Annotated in this window: 12 protein-coding genes, 1 tRNA gene and 1 CRISPR repeat array; of the genes, 8 read left to right on the top strand and 5 right to left on the bottom strand. The window is 67.6% G+C overall.

All coding sequences use genetic code 11. The features are described from left to right. The first annotated feature begins 171 nt into the window (after nt 1-171). Nucleotides 172-405 carry a hypothetical protein gene (locus PUR53_RS20060; protein ID WP_329909140.1) on the top strand — a complete coding sequence of 78 codons (234 nt, stop codon included), beginning with the start codon at nt 172-174 and terminating at the stop codon, nt 403-405. A 1,457-nt stretch (nt 406-1,862) separates the two neighbouring features. Here the strand turns inward: PUR53_RS20060 and cas3 are convergent. Then, nucleotides 1,863-4,835, bottom strand: coding sequence for a CRISPR-associated helicase Cas3' (cas3, locus tag PUR53_RS20055; RefSeq protein WP_329909138.1), 2,973 nt, complete (start codon nt 4,833-4,835; stop codon nt 1,863-1,865). 12 nt (nt 4,836-4,847) lie between these two features. Between cas3 and PUR53_RS20050 the strand changes: the two genes are divergently transcribed. From PUR53_RS20050 to cas6e, 5 genes are read left to right on the top strand one after another with little or no spacing between them, the layout of a single operon-like run. Next, a complete protein-coding gene (locus PUR53_RS20050; protein WP_329909137.1) occupies nt 4,848-6,497 on the top strand; it encodes a type I-E CRISPR-associated protein Cse1/CasA in 1,650 nt (549 codons plus the stop codon). Beyond that, on the top strand, nt 6,490-7,047 hold the full coding sequence (locus PUR53_RS20045; protein ID WP_329909136.1) for a type I-E CRISPR-associated protein Cse2/CasB: 558 nt from the start codon (nt 6,490-6,492) through the stop codon (nt 7,045-7,047). The genes PUR53_RS20050 and PUR53_RS20045 overlap by 8 nt, the downstream gene beginning before the upstream one ends. Then, nucleotides 7,044-8,426 carry a type I-E CRISPR-associated protein Cas7/Cse4/CasC gene (locus tag PUR53_RS20040; RefSeq protein WP_329909135.1) on the top strand — a complete coding sequence of 461 codons (1,383 nt, stop codon included), beginning with the start codon at nt 7,044-7,046 and terminating at the stop codon, nt 8,424-8,426. The genes PUR53_RS20045 and PUR53_RS20040 overlap by 4 nt, the downstream gene beginning before the upstream one ends. Beyond that, entirely contained in the window at nt 8,423-9,259 is an 837-nt protein-coding gene (gene cas5e, locus PUR53_RS20035) for a type I-E CRISPR-associated protein Cas5/CasD (RefSeq protein ID WP_329909134.1), read from the top strand. The genes PUR53_RS20040 and cas5e overlap by 4 nt, the downstream gene beginning before the upstream one ends. Continuing rightward, a complete protein-coding gene (gene cas6e / locus PUR53_RS20030) occupies nt 9,256-10,014 on the top strand; it encodes a type I-E CRISPR-associated protein Cas6/Cse3/CasE (RefSeq protein WP_329909133.1) in 759 nt (252 codons plus the stop codon). Before cas5e ends, cas6e begins: the two co-directional genes overlap by 4 nt. A gap of 40 nt (nt 10,015-10,054) precedes the next feature. Then, a CRISPR array of direct repeats spans nt 10,055-10,328; the repeat unit is 30 nt; unit sequence GTCGGCCCCGCGCACGCGCGGATAGCTCCG. 771 nt (nt 10,329-11,099) lie between these two features. Here cas6e and PUR53_RS20025 read toward each other — a convergent pair. From PUR53_RS20025 to PUR53_RS20020, 3 genes are all read right to left on the bottom strand, one after another. After that, nucleotides 11,100-11,246 (bottom strand) — tRNA-Ile (locus PUR53_RS20025). A 521-nt stretch (nt 11,247-11,767) separates the two neighbouring features. Further along, nucleotides 11,768-12,373, bottom strand: a complete 606-nt coding sequence (locus PUR53_RS48245; protein WP_443080332.1) for a transposase — start codon at nt 12,371-12,373, stop codon at nt 11,768-11,770. A gap of 89 nt (nt 12,374-12,462) precedes the next feature. Then, complete coding sequence (locus PUR53_RS20020; RefSeq protein ID WP_329909132.1) at nt 12,463-13,113, bottom strand: TetR/AcrR family transcriptional regulator; 651 nt, start codon at nt 13,111-13,113, stop codon at nt 12,463-12,465. A 113-nt stretch (nt 13,114-13,226) separates the two neighbouring features. Between PUR53_RS20020 and PUR53_RS20015 the strand changes: the two genes are divergently transcribed. Continuing rightward, nucleotides 13,227-13,682, top strand: coding sequence for a YybH family protein (locus PUR53_RS20015; protein ID WP_033530017.1), 456 nt, complete (start codon nt 13,227-13,229; stop codon nt 13,680-13,682). A gap of 106 nt (nt 13,683-13,788) precedes the next feature. Continuing rightward, the gene (locus tag PUR53_RS20010) at nt 13,789-15,789 is read left to right on the top strand and encodes an alpha/beta hydrolase (RefSeq protein ID WP_329909131.1); all 2,001 of its coding nucleotides are present in this window, start codon (nt 13,789-13,791) and stop codon (nt 15,787-15,789) included. A gap of 688 nt (nt 15,790-16,477) precedes the next feature. On the opposite strand, the gene PUR53_RS20005 is transcribed toward PUR53_RS20010, so the two are convergent. Next, on the bottom strand, nt 16,478-16,978 hold the full coding sequence (locus tag PUR53_RS20005) for a peptidylprolyl isomerase (RefSeq protein WP_329897413.1): 501 nt from the start codon (nt 16,976-16,978) through the stop codon (nt 16,478-16,480). Nucleotides 16,979-17,577: the final 599 nt, after the last annotated feature.

Here is a 17,577-nt window from a genome sequence, read left to right as displayed (position 1 = left end):
TCTTCACCGACCGCGACCACCTCGTCGAAGCAGTCCGCAGCGGCCTGCGCCAAATCCAACGACAACCCCACCTGATCGACGGTTGCCTCGCCGAAACAGGCCTCCCGCTTGATGCGACAACTCAACGGAAAGGTCAGTAACAATCAAATTGTCGTCGTTCTGTCAATCCACGTGACGGCCAACACCAGCGACATGCCCGCCATGACGACCTGGAACCTGTGGCCGCGGGAGCTGGACGCCGCGCCCGAGGCGGTGCAGAGCGCGCACAAAGTCGCGGTCCTCAAGTTCTACGCAACACTGCCACCCCGACTCGCGGAGGCCCCCCTTGCGGCACGGCTCGCGGATCTGGGCGGCGCGACGGCTGCGCTCAGAGGACCGGCCAGGTTCACGGTCCCAGGACGGTGATGGGGTCATCGATCTACGAGAGGTCAAGGGGCTGAAACGTGAACCTGCCACAGAAGATCAAGCGACCAACCGCAGGCAGATTCCGGTGCGAAGGGTAATTCGGAGCTATTCCCGCGTGCACGGGGCCGACCGGGCGAGCGCGTACCGCATCGACGCGTAGACGGAGCTGTCCCCGCGTGGGCGGGGCCGACTGGAGGACGTCGGCCGGGCTGCCGCCATAGGTGGAGCTATCCCCGCGTACGCGGCACCGACCTGATCTCTGCGCAGTCCGTTCCCGACGGGCCGGGATGGAGCTTTCCTCGCATGCGCAGGGCCGACACCAGTTACGGCCGGACGATGGCGGACGCCCTGGAGCCATCCCCGTGTGCGCGAGGGCCGACCAGTGCTTGATGATCAGGCCGAATAGGTCCAGGAGCTATCCCCGCATGCGCGGGGCCGAGGCCGTGGCGACGATCCCCGGGATGAAGAACAGGGAGCTATCCCCGCCTTCGCGGGGCCGACTCCTGCAGGAGCTGCACCGCGTGGCCGCGGACGGAGCTATCCCCGCATGCGCGAGGCCGACGGCGACGGCGACGGCGACGGCGGCCGATGCTCGGTCGCGGTCGTGGAGCTATCCCCGCGCGCGGGGCCGACACCCACGTCGCCGGAACCTACGTCCGGGTCCGGGAGTTATCCCCGCGTGCGCGCGGGGCACTTGATGGGACGCAGCCGCGTTGTAAGCCACGCTGGAGCTATCCCCGCGTACCCAAGGCCGACATTTCCCCCGTCGCCTCAACGATGACACCGTACGGGCTATCCCCCCTGTGCGCGGGACCGACACCGTCCCGCCCGCGCCCAACGAGGTCGCCAAGGAGCTATCCCGCGCGCCCGGGGCCGACAAGCTGGGTGATGTGATCGCGGACGCGACCCGGGATTTATCCCCGCATGCGCGGGGCCGACCGAATGCGCGCGCCTGCCCCTCGCATCGTCATGGAGCTATCTCCGCGTGCGCGGGGCGGACATTCACGGCGTCTGGAACAAGGTCGCAGGCGCGGGGCTATCCCCGCATGCGCGGGGTCGACCTGATGACCCAGAACACCGTCATGTCGGTCCTGGAGCTACCCCTGCATGCACGGGGCCAGCGCCTCGTGGACCTCGACCTTATACGCGTTGTGGGAGGTATCCCCGCATGCGCGGGGCCGACGGCGGGAGCATGCGGGAGCACATCTTGACGAGGGAGCCATCCCCGCGTGCGCGGGGCCGACTTAATCTGGCCGTAGCCGCGGGCGCGGCCGTAGGAGCTATCCCCGCGCATGCGGAGCTGACTGGGTCGCCCACTTCGCGGTCCCGATCTCACCGGAACTATCCCCGCCTGGGCGGGGCCGAAGGTCAGAATGGACGCGCTCTCGACCTATGCCCGAATGGGGCTAGGAAGCACCTTAGCTGTTGTCGTCGGCTGGCTGAATTTATTGCCTAGTTCACCTGCTCAAGCCGGTGACGGGATCACAAATGATGCCGATGGGACCACTGATGCAAGCCCCGGTACTGGGGTTCAACAGGCCGACGTAGCGGTTTCGCAGGGCCGCGCGGGGGACTATCGGCCAGGTCTCGGGCAGAGGGAGGGCGTTGGTTCCGGTGAACCAGTGTGCGGGCAGGGACGCGGTGTTGAGGAGGAGGTCTCTTTGTTGTCGGTGGCGGGCCGGGGAGTGGGCGCCCTGGCGGGCGAGGTCAGCGCGTTGCTGTCCGGACGGGTCGTAGGTGAGGGTGCCGTTTGGCTGCTTGTACAGGAGGATGGCGTCGATCGGAGGCTCGCTGAGGCGGGAGATGGCGCGGATGCCGGCGATGCCGTTGCTGTCGCCGGATCCGTGGCTCTTGCCGGATGAGAGGTCGGTCACGGGAATTGACCTGCCGCGGCGGGTGAATGGGCGGAACGCACGGCTGAGGGACTGGCCCTCCTCGTTACGGTGGTCGCTTTGCAGTCGGCGTGACGTGCGGTCGAGAAGCTTGCCGAGGGGGCCGACGGCAGTGAGTTTTGGACCGTAGACCTCTTCGATCAATGGGATTGTGTCTGCGGGCGTGGTGAGTTGCACGGTGCCGTCTTCGCGGGCGTGTTGGATGAGGGCGTACCAGGTGGCGGCCAGGAGGTAGGGGGAATATACGTGGCCGTCGGGGTTGCCCCGAGACCGTGCTTCGCCTGGGTTCGCAGGTTCGACCATGGGCAGTTCGTCGGCGCCAGGCTGGGTGAGAACGGTCATGAGGGGCTTGCGGAACACTTCGGGCCGTGAGGAGTCGTTGACTTGGTGCCGGTGGACGCGGCCGCGACGCTGGATGAGGACGTCGATTGGCGCGAGGTCGGTGTAGATCCGGTCGAAGTCGATGTCGAGGGACTGTTCAGCAACTTGCGTGGCGATGACCAGAAGCCGATGTGGCCGCCCGGGGTTGCGGTGCGTGCGGTCCTTGCCCGGGCCGAGACGCCTGATCAGAAGGTCTTCACCAGGGAGTCGGTAGCGGGGCAGGTTCTGACCGTGCAGGAGCACGATCTCTCTCGGTGACACTCCGTACCTCTGGGCGTAGTGTGTGGCGGCTCTGTACAAGTCGACGGCTGTGGCCACGCGGTTGCGGATGACGAGGCTGACTCCGCCCTTTGCTGCCTCATCCATCAGTTGCGCGGCAAGAGCGGCGCTGCCGGGATCCGGCTGGAAATCGATGAAAGTGTGCAGCTCGGCGGGGGCGGTCCGGTCGCTTTGGCTGCTTCGGCCGGCGTTGTTGGCTCGGCCGGTGCGGGTGATGGTGCCGTGTTGGTCTACGACGGTGATGGGGCCGGCCTGGTCCGTGTGCGTCACGGGGGCCCGGTGGCCGTCGCACCACGCCCGGATGAGGGCGGCGCGTACGGCGGTGGGGAGGGTAGCGGAGAGGACGACGACCGAGGCGCCGGCGTCGGCGAGCCATGCGATGGCGGCTTCGAGGAGTCCTTGTTGGAAGAGCTCGTATGCGTGGGCCTCGTCGATGATGAGTGTCTTGGTAGCGAGGCCAAACATGCGCAGCATCCAGTGATGGCTGGGCTGGGCGGCGAGGGCCACTTGGTCGACGGTGCCGATGGCGAAGGGGGCGATCAGGCCCAGGCAGCGGCGCAGGTACCAGGGGCTGAGGACGGCCCGGCGCTGTAGGGGGTCGTCGGGCGAGGGAGTGGAGATGAAGTCTTCGAGCCCTTCGAGTGCCGCCTGCGTTCGGGTGTGTCCGGCGTTGAGGAGCTGGTGGACGAAGTCGGTGGCCTCCGCCGTGCTGTGGACGACGGCGAGGTTGGCCGTGTTCTGCTCGCCGAGGGCCCGGTCCATGAAGGTGGCGATCTCGCGGGCCGTTTGGTTGGCGGCGGCCCGAGTCGGCATGGCCATGTACAGGCCCTGATATCCGCAGGTGACGGCGAGGTGGTGGGCGCAGTACAGGGCGAGGCGGGTCTTTCCCGATCCGGTGTCGGATTCGACGATGACGAGCGCGGGACCGGCGGCGGGCAGGGCGGCCATGGCGGCGGACTGGAAGGGGCGCGGTCGGGTGTCGGGAAACAGGTCGGTCCAGTCGGCGGCGGGCTCGGGCTGCCAGGCGTCCAGCCGTAGTCGCGTGACCGCGGCTCGGGCCTGCATGCCGGAGGCGTTCCACCACTCGGGCGGGCTGGTGGTGAGGGTGCGGTAGGTGAAGTGGGATTCGTCTGAGGCGATCCAGTCGGCGAGGATCACCAGCCCGGCGAACAGCACCAGTGCGCTGGGGCGTTCGGGCGTCACCAGCTGGGGGAGAGCGGCGAGATCGACTCCGATCAGATCGGCCGTGTCCTGGATGAGTTCTGAGTAGATCGGTAGCCACTCAGTGATGTCAGCCGCCATGGCCGCTCGGCCGATGGTGTCGGGGCTGGGGATGTCTCCGTGGTGGCCGCCGAGGAGGGCAGCGGTGGTGTGGAGCCCGGCTGACGGCGAGCCGGTCCCACCGCAGTCCTCGCAGGTGCAGCCGAGGAGACGCGGCAGGTGCACGGCGGTGATGTGCTCATGTCGCGCGCCCGGCTGGGCGTCGAGATCCTTGCCGAGGGGAAGACCGGCGGCGCGGGCCTGTCGCTCCCATTCGGCACGGGCCTGCCGCAGATAGGGGCCGTCCCAGCGGCTGGTGCCGAACATATGAAGGAAGCACCCGGAGCCCTTCCCGAGGTCGTGCAGGGCGGCCAGGAACATCACCACTCGGCGGGCCGTGTCCTCACGCCCGCCGCCGAACGCGTCGGCGAGCCGGGCCCAGGCGGTGAGGGGGAGATAGCGGTCCCACAGCTGAGCGACGCAGGCGGCTGTGTCGAGAGCGTGAGCGAGCAGCGGATTCCATGCCGGGCCGCCCCCACGACGACTGATTCTGTACCGGTCGGTCTTGGCCCAGATGTAGAAGTGCCGTCGTACTGACCAATTATGACTAGTCGTCATATTCCTCTCCGGATGGTGCTATCGTCCCCATCCTCAACTGTGCTGCCAACAGAGCACGTTCTTTTTGAAGTCCAACTCCGCCTGGAAGGAGGTGGAAGCACGATGCGGTGGGAACCGCGAGCCCAAGCATGCATCCCGGCACTGACAACTGGCCCTGAGCTGCAACGCGTCAAGCTGAACCTGGTCGATATGTTCCGCCGGGCCGACGAACTGGCCGCTGTCTGCGGCGACACCCCGGGTGAAACAGCCGCACTGATCGACTGGCTGATCGGGCTGATCTACGCGGCGGATGAGCACCCTGAGACCTCTGACGAGTGGTTGTCGTGGGTCACCGACCGCACGCCGCTGCACAAGGTGGCCGACTGGATCGCAGGTCACCCCGGATGCTGGGACCTCTTCGACCCCGAGCGGCCCCTCGGCCAGAACCCCGTCCTCCGCCCTCACCTCGACACCTACGGAGTCGGGCCCGCCCAGCTCTTCCTGGAACGGGTCGGGGACTACAACCAGTTCTTCAACCTCCATCATCTCCACCACCCAGAGCCCGTAGCGGCGGATGCCGCATGGCGTGCGATGCTCACCCAGCACGCGTACGGGATCGGGATGCGCGGCAGGATCAAGGCCAAGGACATGGGGCTGCCGGGGACCTTCACCAACCTCGGCACCAATCGGCTGGCCACCCGCCTGAAGGTCATCGCCCGCCCGGCCTGGCCAGGAGCCACTATCGGTGACCTTCTGCGACTCAACACCGCCCCGTGGCCGAACAAACCCGGTCCGCTCAACCTGACGTGGAATCAGGACGGCTCCTCGCGACGAGACTTCACACGGCCGGGACCACAGCAAGTCCGCCCTCCGCAGGGCCCGGCGGATCTCCACACCGTGCTCGGCCGCTCGATCGCACTGCGCCCAACCGTCCTTCCTGACGGCCGCGTCGGCGTTGACCGGGTACTCATCGGCGCCGGTGAAACCCTTGCCGATCTGCCCGCCACGTACCTGCAGGACGCCGTCACCTTCGAAACCCCGGGCGGGAAGAAGACCCTGCTCAAGCCGTCCCCCACGAGGGAGCTATGGCGGGAGTCCCACGCTCTGTACTCGGCCGTCGCCGAGCGAAACAAGGGCACTGATCTGTACGGCCGTGTCGCGATGCTGCACAGTCGCCGGGTCCACCTGTGGGCCGTCGGCCTGCTCGCCACCCAGGGCAAGCTGACGACGTGGGTGTCCGACGAGTTTCCGTACGTGCCCGGCCGGGAGACCCAGCTGCGCCACGCCGCCGAGCAGGGCTCGGCGATCTGCGAATACACCGCGCGCTCCCTCTACCTGGTGGCCGCAGCCGCACGCGAGATCGCCTACCCCAATCCCAAGCCGGACGACAAGGTCGCCCAACTCGCCCGCTTCAACGGCGAACCTGAGATGTGGGCCGGTGCCGCTGACCTGTTCCATCGCCTGCTGGACCAGGTTGCCGACACCGGCGCCACTGTCGAGTCCCTGGCTGACTTCGGCCGCGACATCCGCGCCCTGGCCATTACGTCCCTCGATGGGCGCCTGACCAGCCTGTCCCCAGGCGGCACCGGACTGCAGGCCCGCGTCACCGCGCGCGCCCGGCTCCTCGCCCTTCTCGGCCACAGCAAAGCGCCTGTCCAGCTGAAGGAACCCGCAGATGCCTGACCTTGCCCCGACCGCCGACACAAAGCCATCGGGCGCCCAGCTCTCGGATTGGCTGTGCGGCCTGGTCCGCACACACAATCTCGGCGCTCTCGCCGCGCTGCGCAGACCCAACCCGCCCCGACGTACCGAGGCCCACCACCTCGCCGCGGCGTTCGCCCCGTCCGAAGAACAGCAGCAATTCTACCAATTCACCGCGTTCCTCTTCGCCCGTTACCACGCCGGAGCCCTCCGCCCGCACTACGGATACGGCGACATGGGCACAGCCATGCGGAAGATCGGCAGCGGTGCCGGCCGCGGCCCCGCCGACCCCGGGGCCAAGCGGCTGCTGGACCGGATCACCGCATCCCGCGAGATCCCCTGGCGACACCTGCAGCACGCCATCGAACGGACCCGCGCCTGCGACACCACCCCGCCGTCCTGGGCCCAGCTCCCCGAGGACCTGACCCGCTGGAAGAGCCGCGACCGGTTGAAGAGCCGAGACAGGTCCGTCGCCGACACCTGGGGCGCCTCCTTCTACACCCCCACCTACACGAAGAGGACAACCACGTGACCGCCCTCACCACCCCGGCCGCGGAGCTTCTCACCGGTGACCAGTACCTCTCCCTGCACCTGCTGGAGACATTCACTGCCGCGCTTCCCGTACGCGACGAGAACGGCATGCCCAAGCAGTTCGTCTTTGGCGGCGACCCCCGTACGATGATCACCTCACAGGCACGACGACGTGCCGAACGCACCCACAGCCGCGAGCGCGCCAACGTCGGCCAGGGACCACTCGCCGGATACACCATGGGCATCCGCACCCGCGAATGGGCCAAACTCACCGCCAAGGCGCTCGCCGACCGATACGGATGGGACCGGACCGATGCGCTGGCCACAGCTAAGGCCCTGCTCGAAGGCGTCGGCCTGAAGTTCGGTGCCAGGCCCACCACTCGCGACCTGACCCAGGTGCTGCTGTTCGCGCCCGAGGACGCCGGACAAGTCGTCGCCGACTGGGTCCAGGAACACCGTGCCGAAGTGACCGCTTGGGCCACCGACTATCTCACGGCCAAGGAAGCGGGGGCCGCCGCCGAGGCCGCGAAGAAAGCCGCGGCCGCCGCCGCCAGAAAGGCGAAGAAGAACGGCACAGATGCCCCCGCCCCAGCTGCCGATAACAACCAGCCCAACGAGGATCAGCTCCCGCCCGTACCCCGAAAGATCCGCGAAGCGATCCTGTTGGCGCTCGCTCCCCGCGACGCCATCGACATCGCCCTCTACGGCCGGTTCCTCGCCGAGATCGCCGACTCGCCGAACGTGGACGGCGCCATCCAGACGGCGCATGCCTTCACCGTCCATGCCGCCGAACACATCGATGACTTCTACGCCGCCGCCGACGACGCCAAGCTCCACCGCAAAGCCCACGCCCTGGACTACATCGACGCCGCCGACGACTCCGGCGCAGGCATGACCGGCTACCAATCGCTCATCTCCGGCACCTTCTACCGCCACGCGGTCCTCGACCGCTACAAGCTGCGTATCAACCTGCTCGCCTCCGGCATGAAGCCCGATCAGGTACAGGCCGCCGCCGAAGCCGCCGAACTCGAATTCGTCGAGGCGTTCGCCAACGCTATCCCCCAGGCCAAGAAGAACACCACGGCTGCAACCGGCGTCCTGCCCAAGTTGGTCATGGCCTTCACCGGGGCCCGGCCCTTCAACTATGCCGGGATCTTCGAAAAGCCGATCGCCGAAGAGACAGATGGCGTGGCATCCGTCGCGGCCGCCGACCGCCTCATGAACCAGCACGCCCTCGTTCTGCGAAAGCGCACGGACATCTCACCCGCCCAGGTGCTCACCTACGACCTCGACGTACAGGAACTCATCGACTCCCGTGCGGCCGCCGGCACCTTGCCCGGAGCGGAAGCCAACAGCATCGAGGAGCTGACCAGCCGGTGAGCTCCGTGCTTCTGCTACGCCTGGCCGGCCCCCTCCAGTCGTGGGGAGCCCTGGCCCGGTTCGACCGTCGCGACACCCTCAACCGGCCGACGAAGTCCGGCGTGACCGGACTCATCGCCGCCGCCATCGGCCTGGACCGAGCAGACGACCTCGGCGCGCTGACCGACCTGCGCTTCGCCGTAAGGGCCGACCGCCCCGGCACCGCCGTCCGAGACTTCCACATCGTCGGGAGCGGCACTTACCCGCTACGCCCCCGCGACTTGATCACCGACCACCGCCGGGCCGAAAAGGCCGCCGCCACTCTCGACACCAGCACCGGACCCGTGTTCGGACACCTCGCCGCCCGCTCCGTCACCAAGTGGTACGGCGCCCCGAAAGAAATCGCCCCGGACCCGAAGACCGGTGTTCTGCTGGCAGGCAACACCACACGCGACGCAATGATGACGACCCGCTGGTACCTGGCGGACGCCGCATTCGTCGCGGCTGTCGAACACCCGGACCAAGACTTCCTGCACCGCATCAGCCACGCCCTGGAGCACCCCAAACGCCTCCTCTGGCTCGGCCGCAAGTCCTGCCCCCCGAGCGGCACCATCTCCGGCGGAGTCCATCCAGGAACCACCGAGACGGTTCTCACCACGACCGCGCTCCTGCCCAACGCCACCAGTCCACAGCCTTGGGCCTGGATCGAAGCCGCCCCAGGCACCCCCGGCGCCGCACAGAGAACAGACCAGCCCGTCACCTACCACCCCGAACACCGCACCCACACGGCACGGTGGGAGACCCGCACCCGCATCAGCCCCGAGCCGACCATCGGATGGGACATCATCCCGTGAGCATCTCCCGACTGATCACCTGCCAGAGCATCATCCAACTGTCCCTCAACCACACCTATGCCGCGCCCGCCCTCATGGACGCCCACCACATGCATCGCATCGTGATGGGCGGCTTCAAAGGATGGGTCCCGGACGGCGCCGACGCCGCCCGCGCCCAAGTTGGCGTCCTGTCCACCTGGTCCGCCAACTTGGCGACGCAAACCTTGCTGATCATCGTTCGGTCACGCGTACGCCCCGACTGGGCCGCCATCCCACGCGGGGCTCTGTGCGCCCCAGTCGACATTCGTACCGTCGACGAGACCATCAGAGCCGGGGACCGATTCACGTTCCGCACCGTGGTCTCCCCGACCAAGACGCGGGCGGACCTCAAACAGAAGGGCAAACCTGTCATCAAGCGGCTTCCGCACGCCCTACCCGCACACGTGCGCACCTGGTTCGAGGACCGCCTCCAACCCGCTGGAACACCCGCCACCGCGCCGAACGGTATCCCCCGCATAGGCGCCGACGCCGAGCAGACCACCCTCGCCATCCGGATGCTGCCGCCGGTCAGCACCGACCACCACAAGGGCCTGAAAATCACCCGTGCCGAAATTCGCGGCACCCTCACCGTCACTGACCCGGCCACCTTCACCAAAACCATCACTACAGGCCTCGGCCGCGCCCGCGCCTACTCTTGCGGCCTCATCCTGACAAGACCCACCCAGGAAAAATCCGAAGTTCAGGCAGGCACACCGCGCCTCGACGCAAGTGCATGAAATCGCACTTGATCGCCGCGAACGTGCCAGCTCAGGGAGGGTCGGCCCCGCGCACGCGCGGATAGCTCCGTCTCCGGCACCGCGGACCCGGTCGCGATCGCGTCGGCCCCGCGCACGCGCGGATAGCTCCGGCCGATGAGTCGTACCTGACCGTGGCCGAGGGTCGGCCCCGCGCACGCGCGGATAGCTCCGCGTCAACCTCTGTTCCAGTACATGCCGTGACGTCGGCCCCGCGCACGCGGGGATAGCTCCCCTAAGTGGACAGGCTCTGTTCTGGTCAAGGAGTCGGCCCCGCGTACGCGGGAATAGCTCCGACCCGATCGGAGAGGACGACCTGAAGCGCGGGTCGGCCCCGCCTTACGCGGGGATAGCCCCTACCTGGAGACGTGAGCGCAGCCCGACTCGGCGTCGGCGCCCGCGCACGTGGGGATAGCTCCTGCTGGTGGTTCGTATGGTCCACGCAGTCGTCATCGGCCCCGCGCAAGCGGAGATAGCTCCGAACCGCCGGTGGCGCCTGTGCCGGTGGTGACGTCGGGTCCGCGCAGGCGGGGATAACTGCTGAATCTTGATGTCAGGTGTGGGATCGGCGAAGTCGGCCTCGCGCACGCGGGGATAGCCCCGTCCCCCACACTGAAGGACGAGGCCTCGTACGGAACGGGGTGAACGTCCACAACCGTCTCCGCGCACCCCGAGTGTCCCTTCGGGCCGTTTCCTGTACGGGCCGTTTCTCCCGCCCCGCGTTCGGCGGCTACCCCGTGATCCAAGGGGCCCCAGCACTCTGATCATCGGCCGCCACTCCGCCCACCGACCACAGCAGTGTCGGACAGGACGGCGCCGCGGCAGCCACTTCCGATTTCCCTGCGTCCTGCCAGCGTCCCGAATCAGGCGCCCAGCCACTCACAGAGACCACATGCGGCGACCTCCCCCGGCTACGAGCTGCGACATCCGTGCAGGTCAGAGCGGTTCGGACTGCCCTTGGCGACGACGCTGCCGAACTCAGGCGCAGCGGATTCAGTCCGTTCAGGCGAAGTTGACGCTCCGACAGGACAAACTGAACGTTTCCGCAGGTCAGAGATCTGCGGAAGTGGGGCGGGTGGGACTCGAACCCACGGCAGACGGATTATGAGTCCGCTGCTCGCCTCAACGGCAAGGTTCGCTTCCTCAACGCTCTTCGGCCGCCGCCGACGTCCGAAGGCCGGCCACTGAACCGAACAATGCCTTTGCTACGCCCCCGTCGCAGCTTGACGACCAGCGGCAGCTGCGTCGGTGAACGACGCGTATGAAGAAGGAGGGAGGGGTAGCCGGGGTCACTCGTCCGAGACCAAGATCCGGGCCATCTCCGGACCACGTTCTCACCTGCCCACCGACATCACCCCGTCACCGCAGGTCAACTGGGGTACTGCTCGTGTACCACCAGGAGACGAAAAATCTGCTGGTGTCGTACTCGCCGAAGAGGCTGGGCTTCTTCTAGAGGCACGAAGAAAGGCGCCTGGCCTGGGCTTTTGCCCGTCAGGCGCCTTTCCCTCGGTCAGCTCAGAGCAACGACCGACCTACGTCATAACTCCCAGTTCCTCCCACTGCTGTCCCGCTCCTGACCAGTGCTTCCGGACCAGTCACGGACCAAACCCCCACTCACCCTTCAGGCTCCGCACCCTGGCTGACGCGGTCCCACTCCTGCATGGACTGCTCGATGAGGCGGTTGGCCTGCTCTCGGACGCCGTCCAGGAACTTAGCGTAGTGGCGGAAGAGGACCTCAATGCTCTGGCCCGCGCGGCGAGCGCACTCTGCGGGGTCCACACCGGAGTACAGCCAGAACGAGATCCCGGCGTGAGTGAACCTTGCTGGTTGCCCGCCGCGTGAGCGCCCCAGTTCGGCGGCGCGGAGCCGGGCCCTGCGGCGTCGGCGCAGGCGCCGTCGCTCCTCGCGGGCGGCGTCCGCCTGCTCGTCCGGCTCGACTACCGGGCGTTTGGCCCCTTTGGCGAAGCCCCTTTTCCTTCGCGACGGCCTTCTCCAGGGCTTCGAGCAGCTCCGCATCGACCGTCATCCCGGCGGCGTGATGGTGGGCCCGGGCCACGGTGGAGTCCACGCTCACCAGGCCGAGGTCCGCCTGGCCACGCGCGGCGGCCTGGGCGATCACCGCTTCCAGCAGCGTCTGAAAGACCCCGGCCCCGACCCAGAGGTGGAACCGCCCGTAGACGGTGGACCAGGGCCCGTACCGCTCGGGCATGTCCCGCCACGGCCCGCCCGTACGGAACCGCCACATCACGCCGTTGACGAGTCCGCGCAGGTCAGGAATGGGACCGCGTTCGCCCAGCGGCAGCAGCGGTTCGAACAGCCCACTCGTCGTCCGTGAGATCACCCCGGGTCATGGCGCCTGTCTACCGTCCCAGCCCGGCCCAGACAGCGAAACAGCCAAACCAAACCCGTGATCTCAACTCGGCACAGTCCCTAACGCACCAGAGGCAGGCCGGCTGCGGTGGCCGCCACCATGCGCTGCAGTGTCGGGCGGAACGGCGGGAACGCCCCCGCGATTTCCGGCTCGCGCGCGTACAGTTCACGCAGCGCCTCAGGCGGGCGGGTGATGGGAAACAGCTTCGCCACGAAAGCACTGGCTGTCATCACCAGGGCAGCACCATCGGCAGGGGTCAGCTCCGGGCAGGCGACGGAGATGCGCTGGCCGACCGCCCAGTAGGTGTCGATGGCCCACCTCTTGAAGACCTTCAGCACCTCCACGGACACATTGTGCTCGAGCATCGTCTCCGCGTGCGTGGTCAAATCGCAGTAGAGCGGCCGGTCCACGAAGGCATCCGCGAGAACGCCCGCCGTCGCCTCCGTCCCACTCACCTCCTGCAACCGGGCACTTACCGCGCTCGCCCACTCAGCTCCCGCGCTCATCAGCAGATGCAGGTAGATCTCCTCACGCGTACCGAAGTAGCGCAACACGTTGGACTTGGCGAGTCCGACCGCGGTGGCGATGTCCTGCAGGCTGACCCTGGCCACGCCGGAACGCTCGGCGAGCTCCCGAGCAACGGTGAGGATGGCCTCCCGGCGCTGCTCCTTCTGATCAGGGCGTCGAGCCCGCTGGAATGGCGCTGACATGACCGTTCATCCTAGTCCAGACTTAACAGAACACCCGTCTCTTGTTAACGGATGGGCGTTCTGTTAATGTCCCGACATCCGCCAGCCCCATCGCGCTCCGGGAGTGAAAGACCATCTCCGCCACCCCGACCGACCTCAGCCAGACCATCGACGACTTCGTTGCCGCCTTCAACGAGCCGAGCCCCGATCTCGACAAGGTCATGTCCTTCTTCACCGACGACGCCGTGTACCTGCCCGGCCACCTCCCGGAACGACGTGGCATCGCGGCGATCCGCAAAGAATTCGAACCGCACTTCGCGGGGCGCTACGGCGCCATGCACTTCGCCGTGTACGACAAGATCATCGACGAGCCGAACCGCCGCGCCACGATCCGCTGGGCCTGCCGGCTCGACATGAGCGGAGAGTCCGGCCGTCATGTGCCGTTGCCACTGCGCCTGTTCGCCCGTGCACGCTACGGCGGCCGTATGCAATGGCACGGCGTGGACGTGTTCCACTTCGACACCGCAGGACGTATCAGCGGCAAGTTCACCTACGCCATGTTCCGGTTGCCGCTGTGGGAGCGAGGCTGACATGGCTCCCCGACGGCCCGAAGACCCGAGACACCCCACGCGCCGGTGCCCGCCGCACCTCCCCACGGGGAAAGCTCGGGCCCTCACACACTTATACGGAAACGACATGACACGTCTCACGTCCTGGCGGCCCCTGCTCGCCTTCGTGGTCACCGGCGGACTCCTGGCGTCGCTCTGCTACTTGGCGCTGCGGCCAGAACATCTCCTGTCCGTACCCGAGGGGGCCACCTCCGGGTCACTCACCATGCGGCCCTGCGACTACGACACCGAAGCCGGAACCGTCGCCGCCGACTGCGGCACACTCGCCGTCCCGGAGGACCGGCGTGACCCCAAGTCCGAACTGATAGCACTTCCGGTCACCCGCGTCCGGACCACGTCCGCCGACCCCGCTGAACCGATCTTCCGACTGGGCGGCGGCCCCGGAAGAACGAACATGGACTTCCCGCAGGCAAGCCGGCTCACCGGCAGACACGATGTGGTCCTGGTCGGCTACCGGGGCATCGATGGATCGCGCCGTCTGGACTGCCCCGAGGTCACCGCGGTCATGCAATCCGCCGACGGAATCGCGGGACCGAAGACACTGCCTGCCACCACCAAAGCGTTCGAACTGTGTGCGGACCGCCTCACCGACGACGGGATCGAACTCACCGGCTACTCCGCACTCCAGCGGGTGGAGGACCTGGAAGCGGCCCGCACAGCCCTGGGCTACTCACAGATCAACCTGCTCAGCTCCAGCGCCGGAACACGCACCGCCATGATCTACTCCTGGCGGCACCCGGCGGTGCTGCACCGCTCCGCGATGGTGTCGGTCAATCCGCCCGGGCACTTCTTCTGGGACCCGCGCATCTCCGATGCGCAGTTCGCCCAGTACACACGGCTGTGCGACGACGACGACGCCTGCGCCGCGCGTACATCCGACCTCGCCGAATCGATCCGGAAGACCGCCGGCGAGATCCCTGAACGCTGGGGGCCCTTCCGCATCAAGGACACCAACGTCCGGGTCCTGAGCCAGTACGCCATGCATCACAACGGTCCGGCCTCGGCACCGAACAACGCTCCGACCGTCATCGACGCCTACCTCAGCCGGGACACCGGCGCCTTGTGGGCCATGTCTGTCCTCGGCGACCTCACACTGCCGGATTCCATCGTCTGGGGCGAGTTCGCTTCCTTCGCCATGATCGATGGACCAGCAGCACAGCGCTACTACGACAGTGGTGGCGATCCGGGCTCGACCCTGGGCAACGCCTCAACCGACTTCCTGTGGGCCGGCGAGTCCGGTCTGTCCACGGTATGGCCGGACAGCCCCGACAACGCCAAGTATCGTGAGATGCGGCCCAGTGACGTCGAAACACTCCTCGTCAGCGGTGAGGTCGACTTCTCCACCCCGGCGCAGCTGGCCACCGACGAACTGCTGCCCGCCCTGTCCCGGGGACAACAGGTGATCCTTCCCGGGTTGGGCCACACCGCCGACTTCTGGGAGCACCGTCCGGAAGCCGGCAAGCGTCTACTGACCACCTTCTTCGACACCGGCAAGGTGGACAGGTCCCAGTTCGACATGCGGCCCGTCAACTTCGAAGCCGTTCCGTGGAGCATGTCCACGGTGGCCAAACTGCTGATCGGAGTCACCCTGGCCGGCACAACCCTCGGCCTCGCTCTGCTCGCCGTGATCGCACGCTGGTCGCGCAGGCGCGGTGGCTTCGGTCCCCGCGCGAGCGTCTGGGTACGGACCGTGACCGTCGTCCCGCTCGGTCTTGGCGGATGGCTACTGGGGGTTCTGCTGATCTGGACAGTAGGTCCCGATGACTTCGTGGCCAGCGCGAGCGTGATCGTGCCCGGGACGGGCCTGATGGTAGGCCTCGGCGCCTACCTGGCCTGGACCCGTAACGAGCGCTCATCCCAGATCCGGCGCGCTGGGTTGGTCGCCGCGGTCTGCGGGGCGCTCCTCGGGGCATGGCTCGGCTGTTACGCGCTTTCCGGCCTTCTGGCGCCTGCTGCAGCCATAGCCGGTGCAGGCGCGGCAGCGAATCTTGGGCTGCTGTGCGTCGAGCACTTCCGTAGGTGGCCGGACCGCGCTTGGCGCACACCGGTGGCCCGTAAGAGCTCTTGAGTCCGTAGGAGAACACTATGGGGTGGGCGGGCGCCGCAGGGACCTGCGACGTCAGGCCCACCAAGTTGTTTTCTGCGGATCGGCTCTCTGTTCTCGCTACGTCGTCGCCGGCATCCGGGGTGCCGCTCAACAAACGAGCCGCGCCCTTCGCGTGATCGTCTAGCCTCGATCTTTCGTGACGGTCCGCCGACGGAGTCGGTGGACCGTTTTTGTGCCGTGGGCTGGGGATGGGCAGGCTGAGGGCCCGAGTGTCGTCTCGGGGTGGCGCCCGGTTCCACTGCTCCGGTGTCGGGCTGTTGTCGTAGGGGCGGGAAAGCTGCTGGTCAGCCGGGTTTCGGCAGGAGTGCGAGCCGGTCGAGGGCAGCGGTGATGTGACTGGTCCAGGGCCAGCGCCGGGCCAGGTGGAGGATCCGCCGGCGGCCGGTGGTCACGAGCTGTCCGGCCGTGGTGCGGGGCTGAGGCCGGTGCTGAAGTTCGCTCTACCGCCCCGTGTGTGTCGGCGTGGTCCTTCAGAAGGTGGCTGTACGTTCGCCGACACCGCGCCCGGCCCGGCCTCTCCCCCGGCGGCGTCGCGCTCTTCGGCAACCCCGGACCGCCTGCCGCGCCCAGTAGGCCACAGGGCGCCGTGGTGCATGCGCACGTGGACATCCGTTCGGGGCGCTGGACAGGCGCCCCGAACGAACGATGATCAGACGGTGGGGACGACGCCGCTCTCCTCAATGACGATCTTCTTCTTGGTGGCGCCGGAGGAGCTGCCGAGCGCCTCGATCGTCTTGACGACGTCCGCGCCCTCGACGACCTCGCCGAAGACGACGTGCTTGCCGTCGAGCCACGGGGTCACCACAGTAGTGATGAAGAACTGCGAGCCGTTGGAGTTCGGACCCGCGTTGGCCATGCTCAGCAGGAACGGCCGGTCGTGCTTGAGCTGGAAGTTCTCGTCGGCGAACTTCTCACCGTAGATGCTCTTGCCACCCGTGCCGTTGCCGTTGGTGAAGTCGCCACCCTGCAGCATGAACTCGGTGATGACCCGATGGAAGGGCGCACCCTTGTAGCCGAACCCGTTCTGGCCGGTGGCCAGCTCACGGAAGTTGCGGGCGGTCTTCGGCACGACGTCGTCGAACAGCCGGAAGACGATGCGGCCGAGATCCTCACCGTTCGCGGAAACCTGGAAATAGACGTTCTCACTCATGGCCACGATTCTCCACCATGGCTCCCGACCCGCGGGATTCGGCATCGGCTCCGTCATCTCCGGTAACCACCTTCGCCGCCCGCACCGGCCGGGTGGGGCAGCCGGAAGAGCCTGAACGGTCACGCTGGTACGGCCCGAGCCGGTGATCAAGGTCCGTGTGGCATCGCCCGGGACAGCTCCGGCCAGCTGCGCCATCCCGCACGCCGGCATCACGCCCGCACCGACGCCGACCCGACGCCGACGCCGACGCCGACGTCAACGACGTTCCGCTGTCCCGCGAAGGCGGAACCGACACCTCACCATGAACCACGGCTGGAACGTGGTCGGGCCGACCGCAGAGCGCCGGCCCCCGTGCCTACGGCTTCGGAGGCCAGCTTGGCCATGGTGCCCCGGTGATAGCTCAGAGCCTCCGCGACGACCGGGGCGGGCATCTCCAGCACGTGCGGAGGTCTGCTGCGGGCCACGGCCGACGAATCGGCCGAACTGGTCGCCGCCCAGGCGGAGTTCTGCCCCTACCCCAGGAGGATTCCTTGATCGACCGTGTCCAGGGGCTACTACGGATTCACACGCGTCCCCTTCGGCCGGGACCTGGCCCCCTC

The sequence above is a fragment of the Streptomyces sp. SP18BB07 genome (genome assembly GCF_036322545.1).
GTDB lineage: Bacteria > Actinomycetota > Actinomycetes > Streptomycetales > Streptomycetaceae > Streptomyces > Streptomyces deccanensis.
The sequence above is the reverse complement of the archived record's forward strand: the minus strand, read 5'-3'. Positions and strand labels throughout refer to the sequence as shown.

Bases quoted from the DNA above. Each gene is read 5' to 3' on its own strand.
- PUR53_RS20005 (WP_329897413.1), bottom strand. From the start codon at position 16,978: ATGAGTGAGAACGTCTATTTCCAGGTTTCCGCGAACGGTGAGGATCTC.
- PUR53_RS20045 (WP_329909136.1), top strand. From the start codon at position 6,490: ATGCCTGACCTTGCCCCGACCGCCGACACAAAGCCATCGGGCGCCCAG.
- PUR53_RS20020 (WP_329909132.1), bottom strand. From the start codon at position 13,113: ATGTCAGCGCCATTCCAGCGGGCTCGACGCCCTGATCAGAAGGAGCAG.
- cas3 (WP_329909138.1), bottom strand. From the start codon at position 4,835: ATGACGACTAGTCATAATTGGTCAGTACGACGGCACTTCTACATCTGG.
- PUR53_RS20010 (WP_329909131.1), top strand. From the start codon at position 13,789: ATGACACGTCTCACGTCCTGGCGGCCCCTGCTCGCCTTCGTGGTCACC.
- PUR53_RS20050 (WP_329909137.1), top strand. From the start codon at position 4,848: ATGGTGCTATCGTCCCCATCCTCAACTGTGCTGCCAACAGAGCACGTT.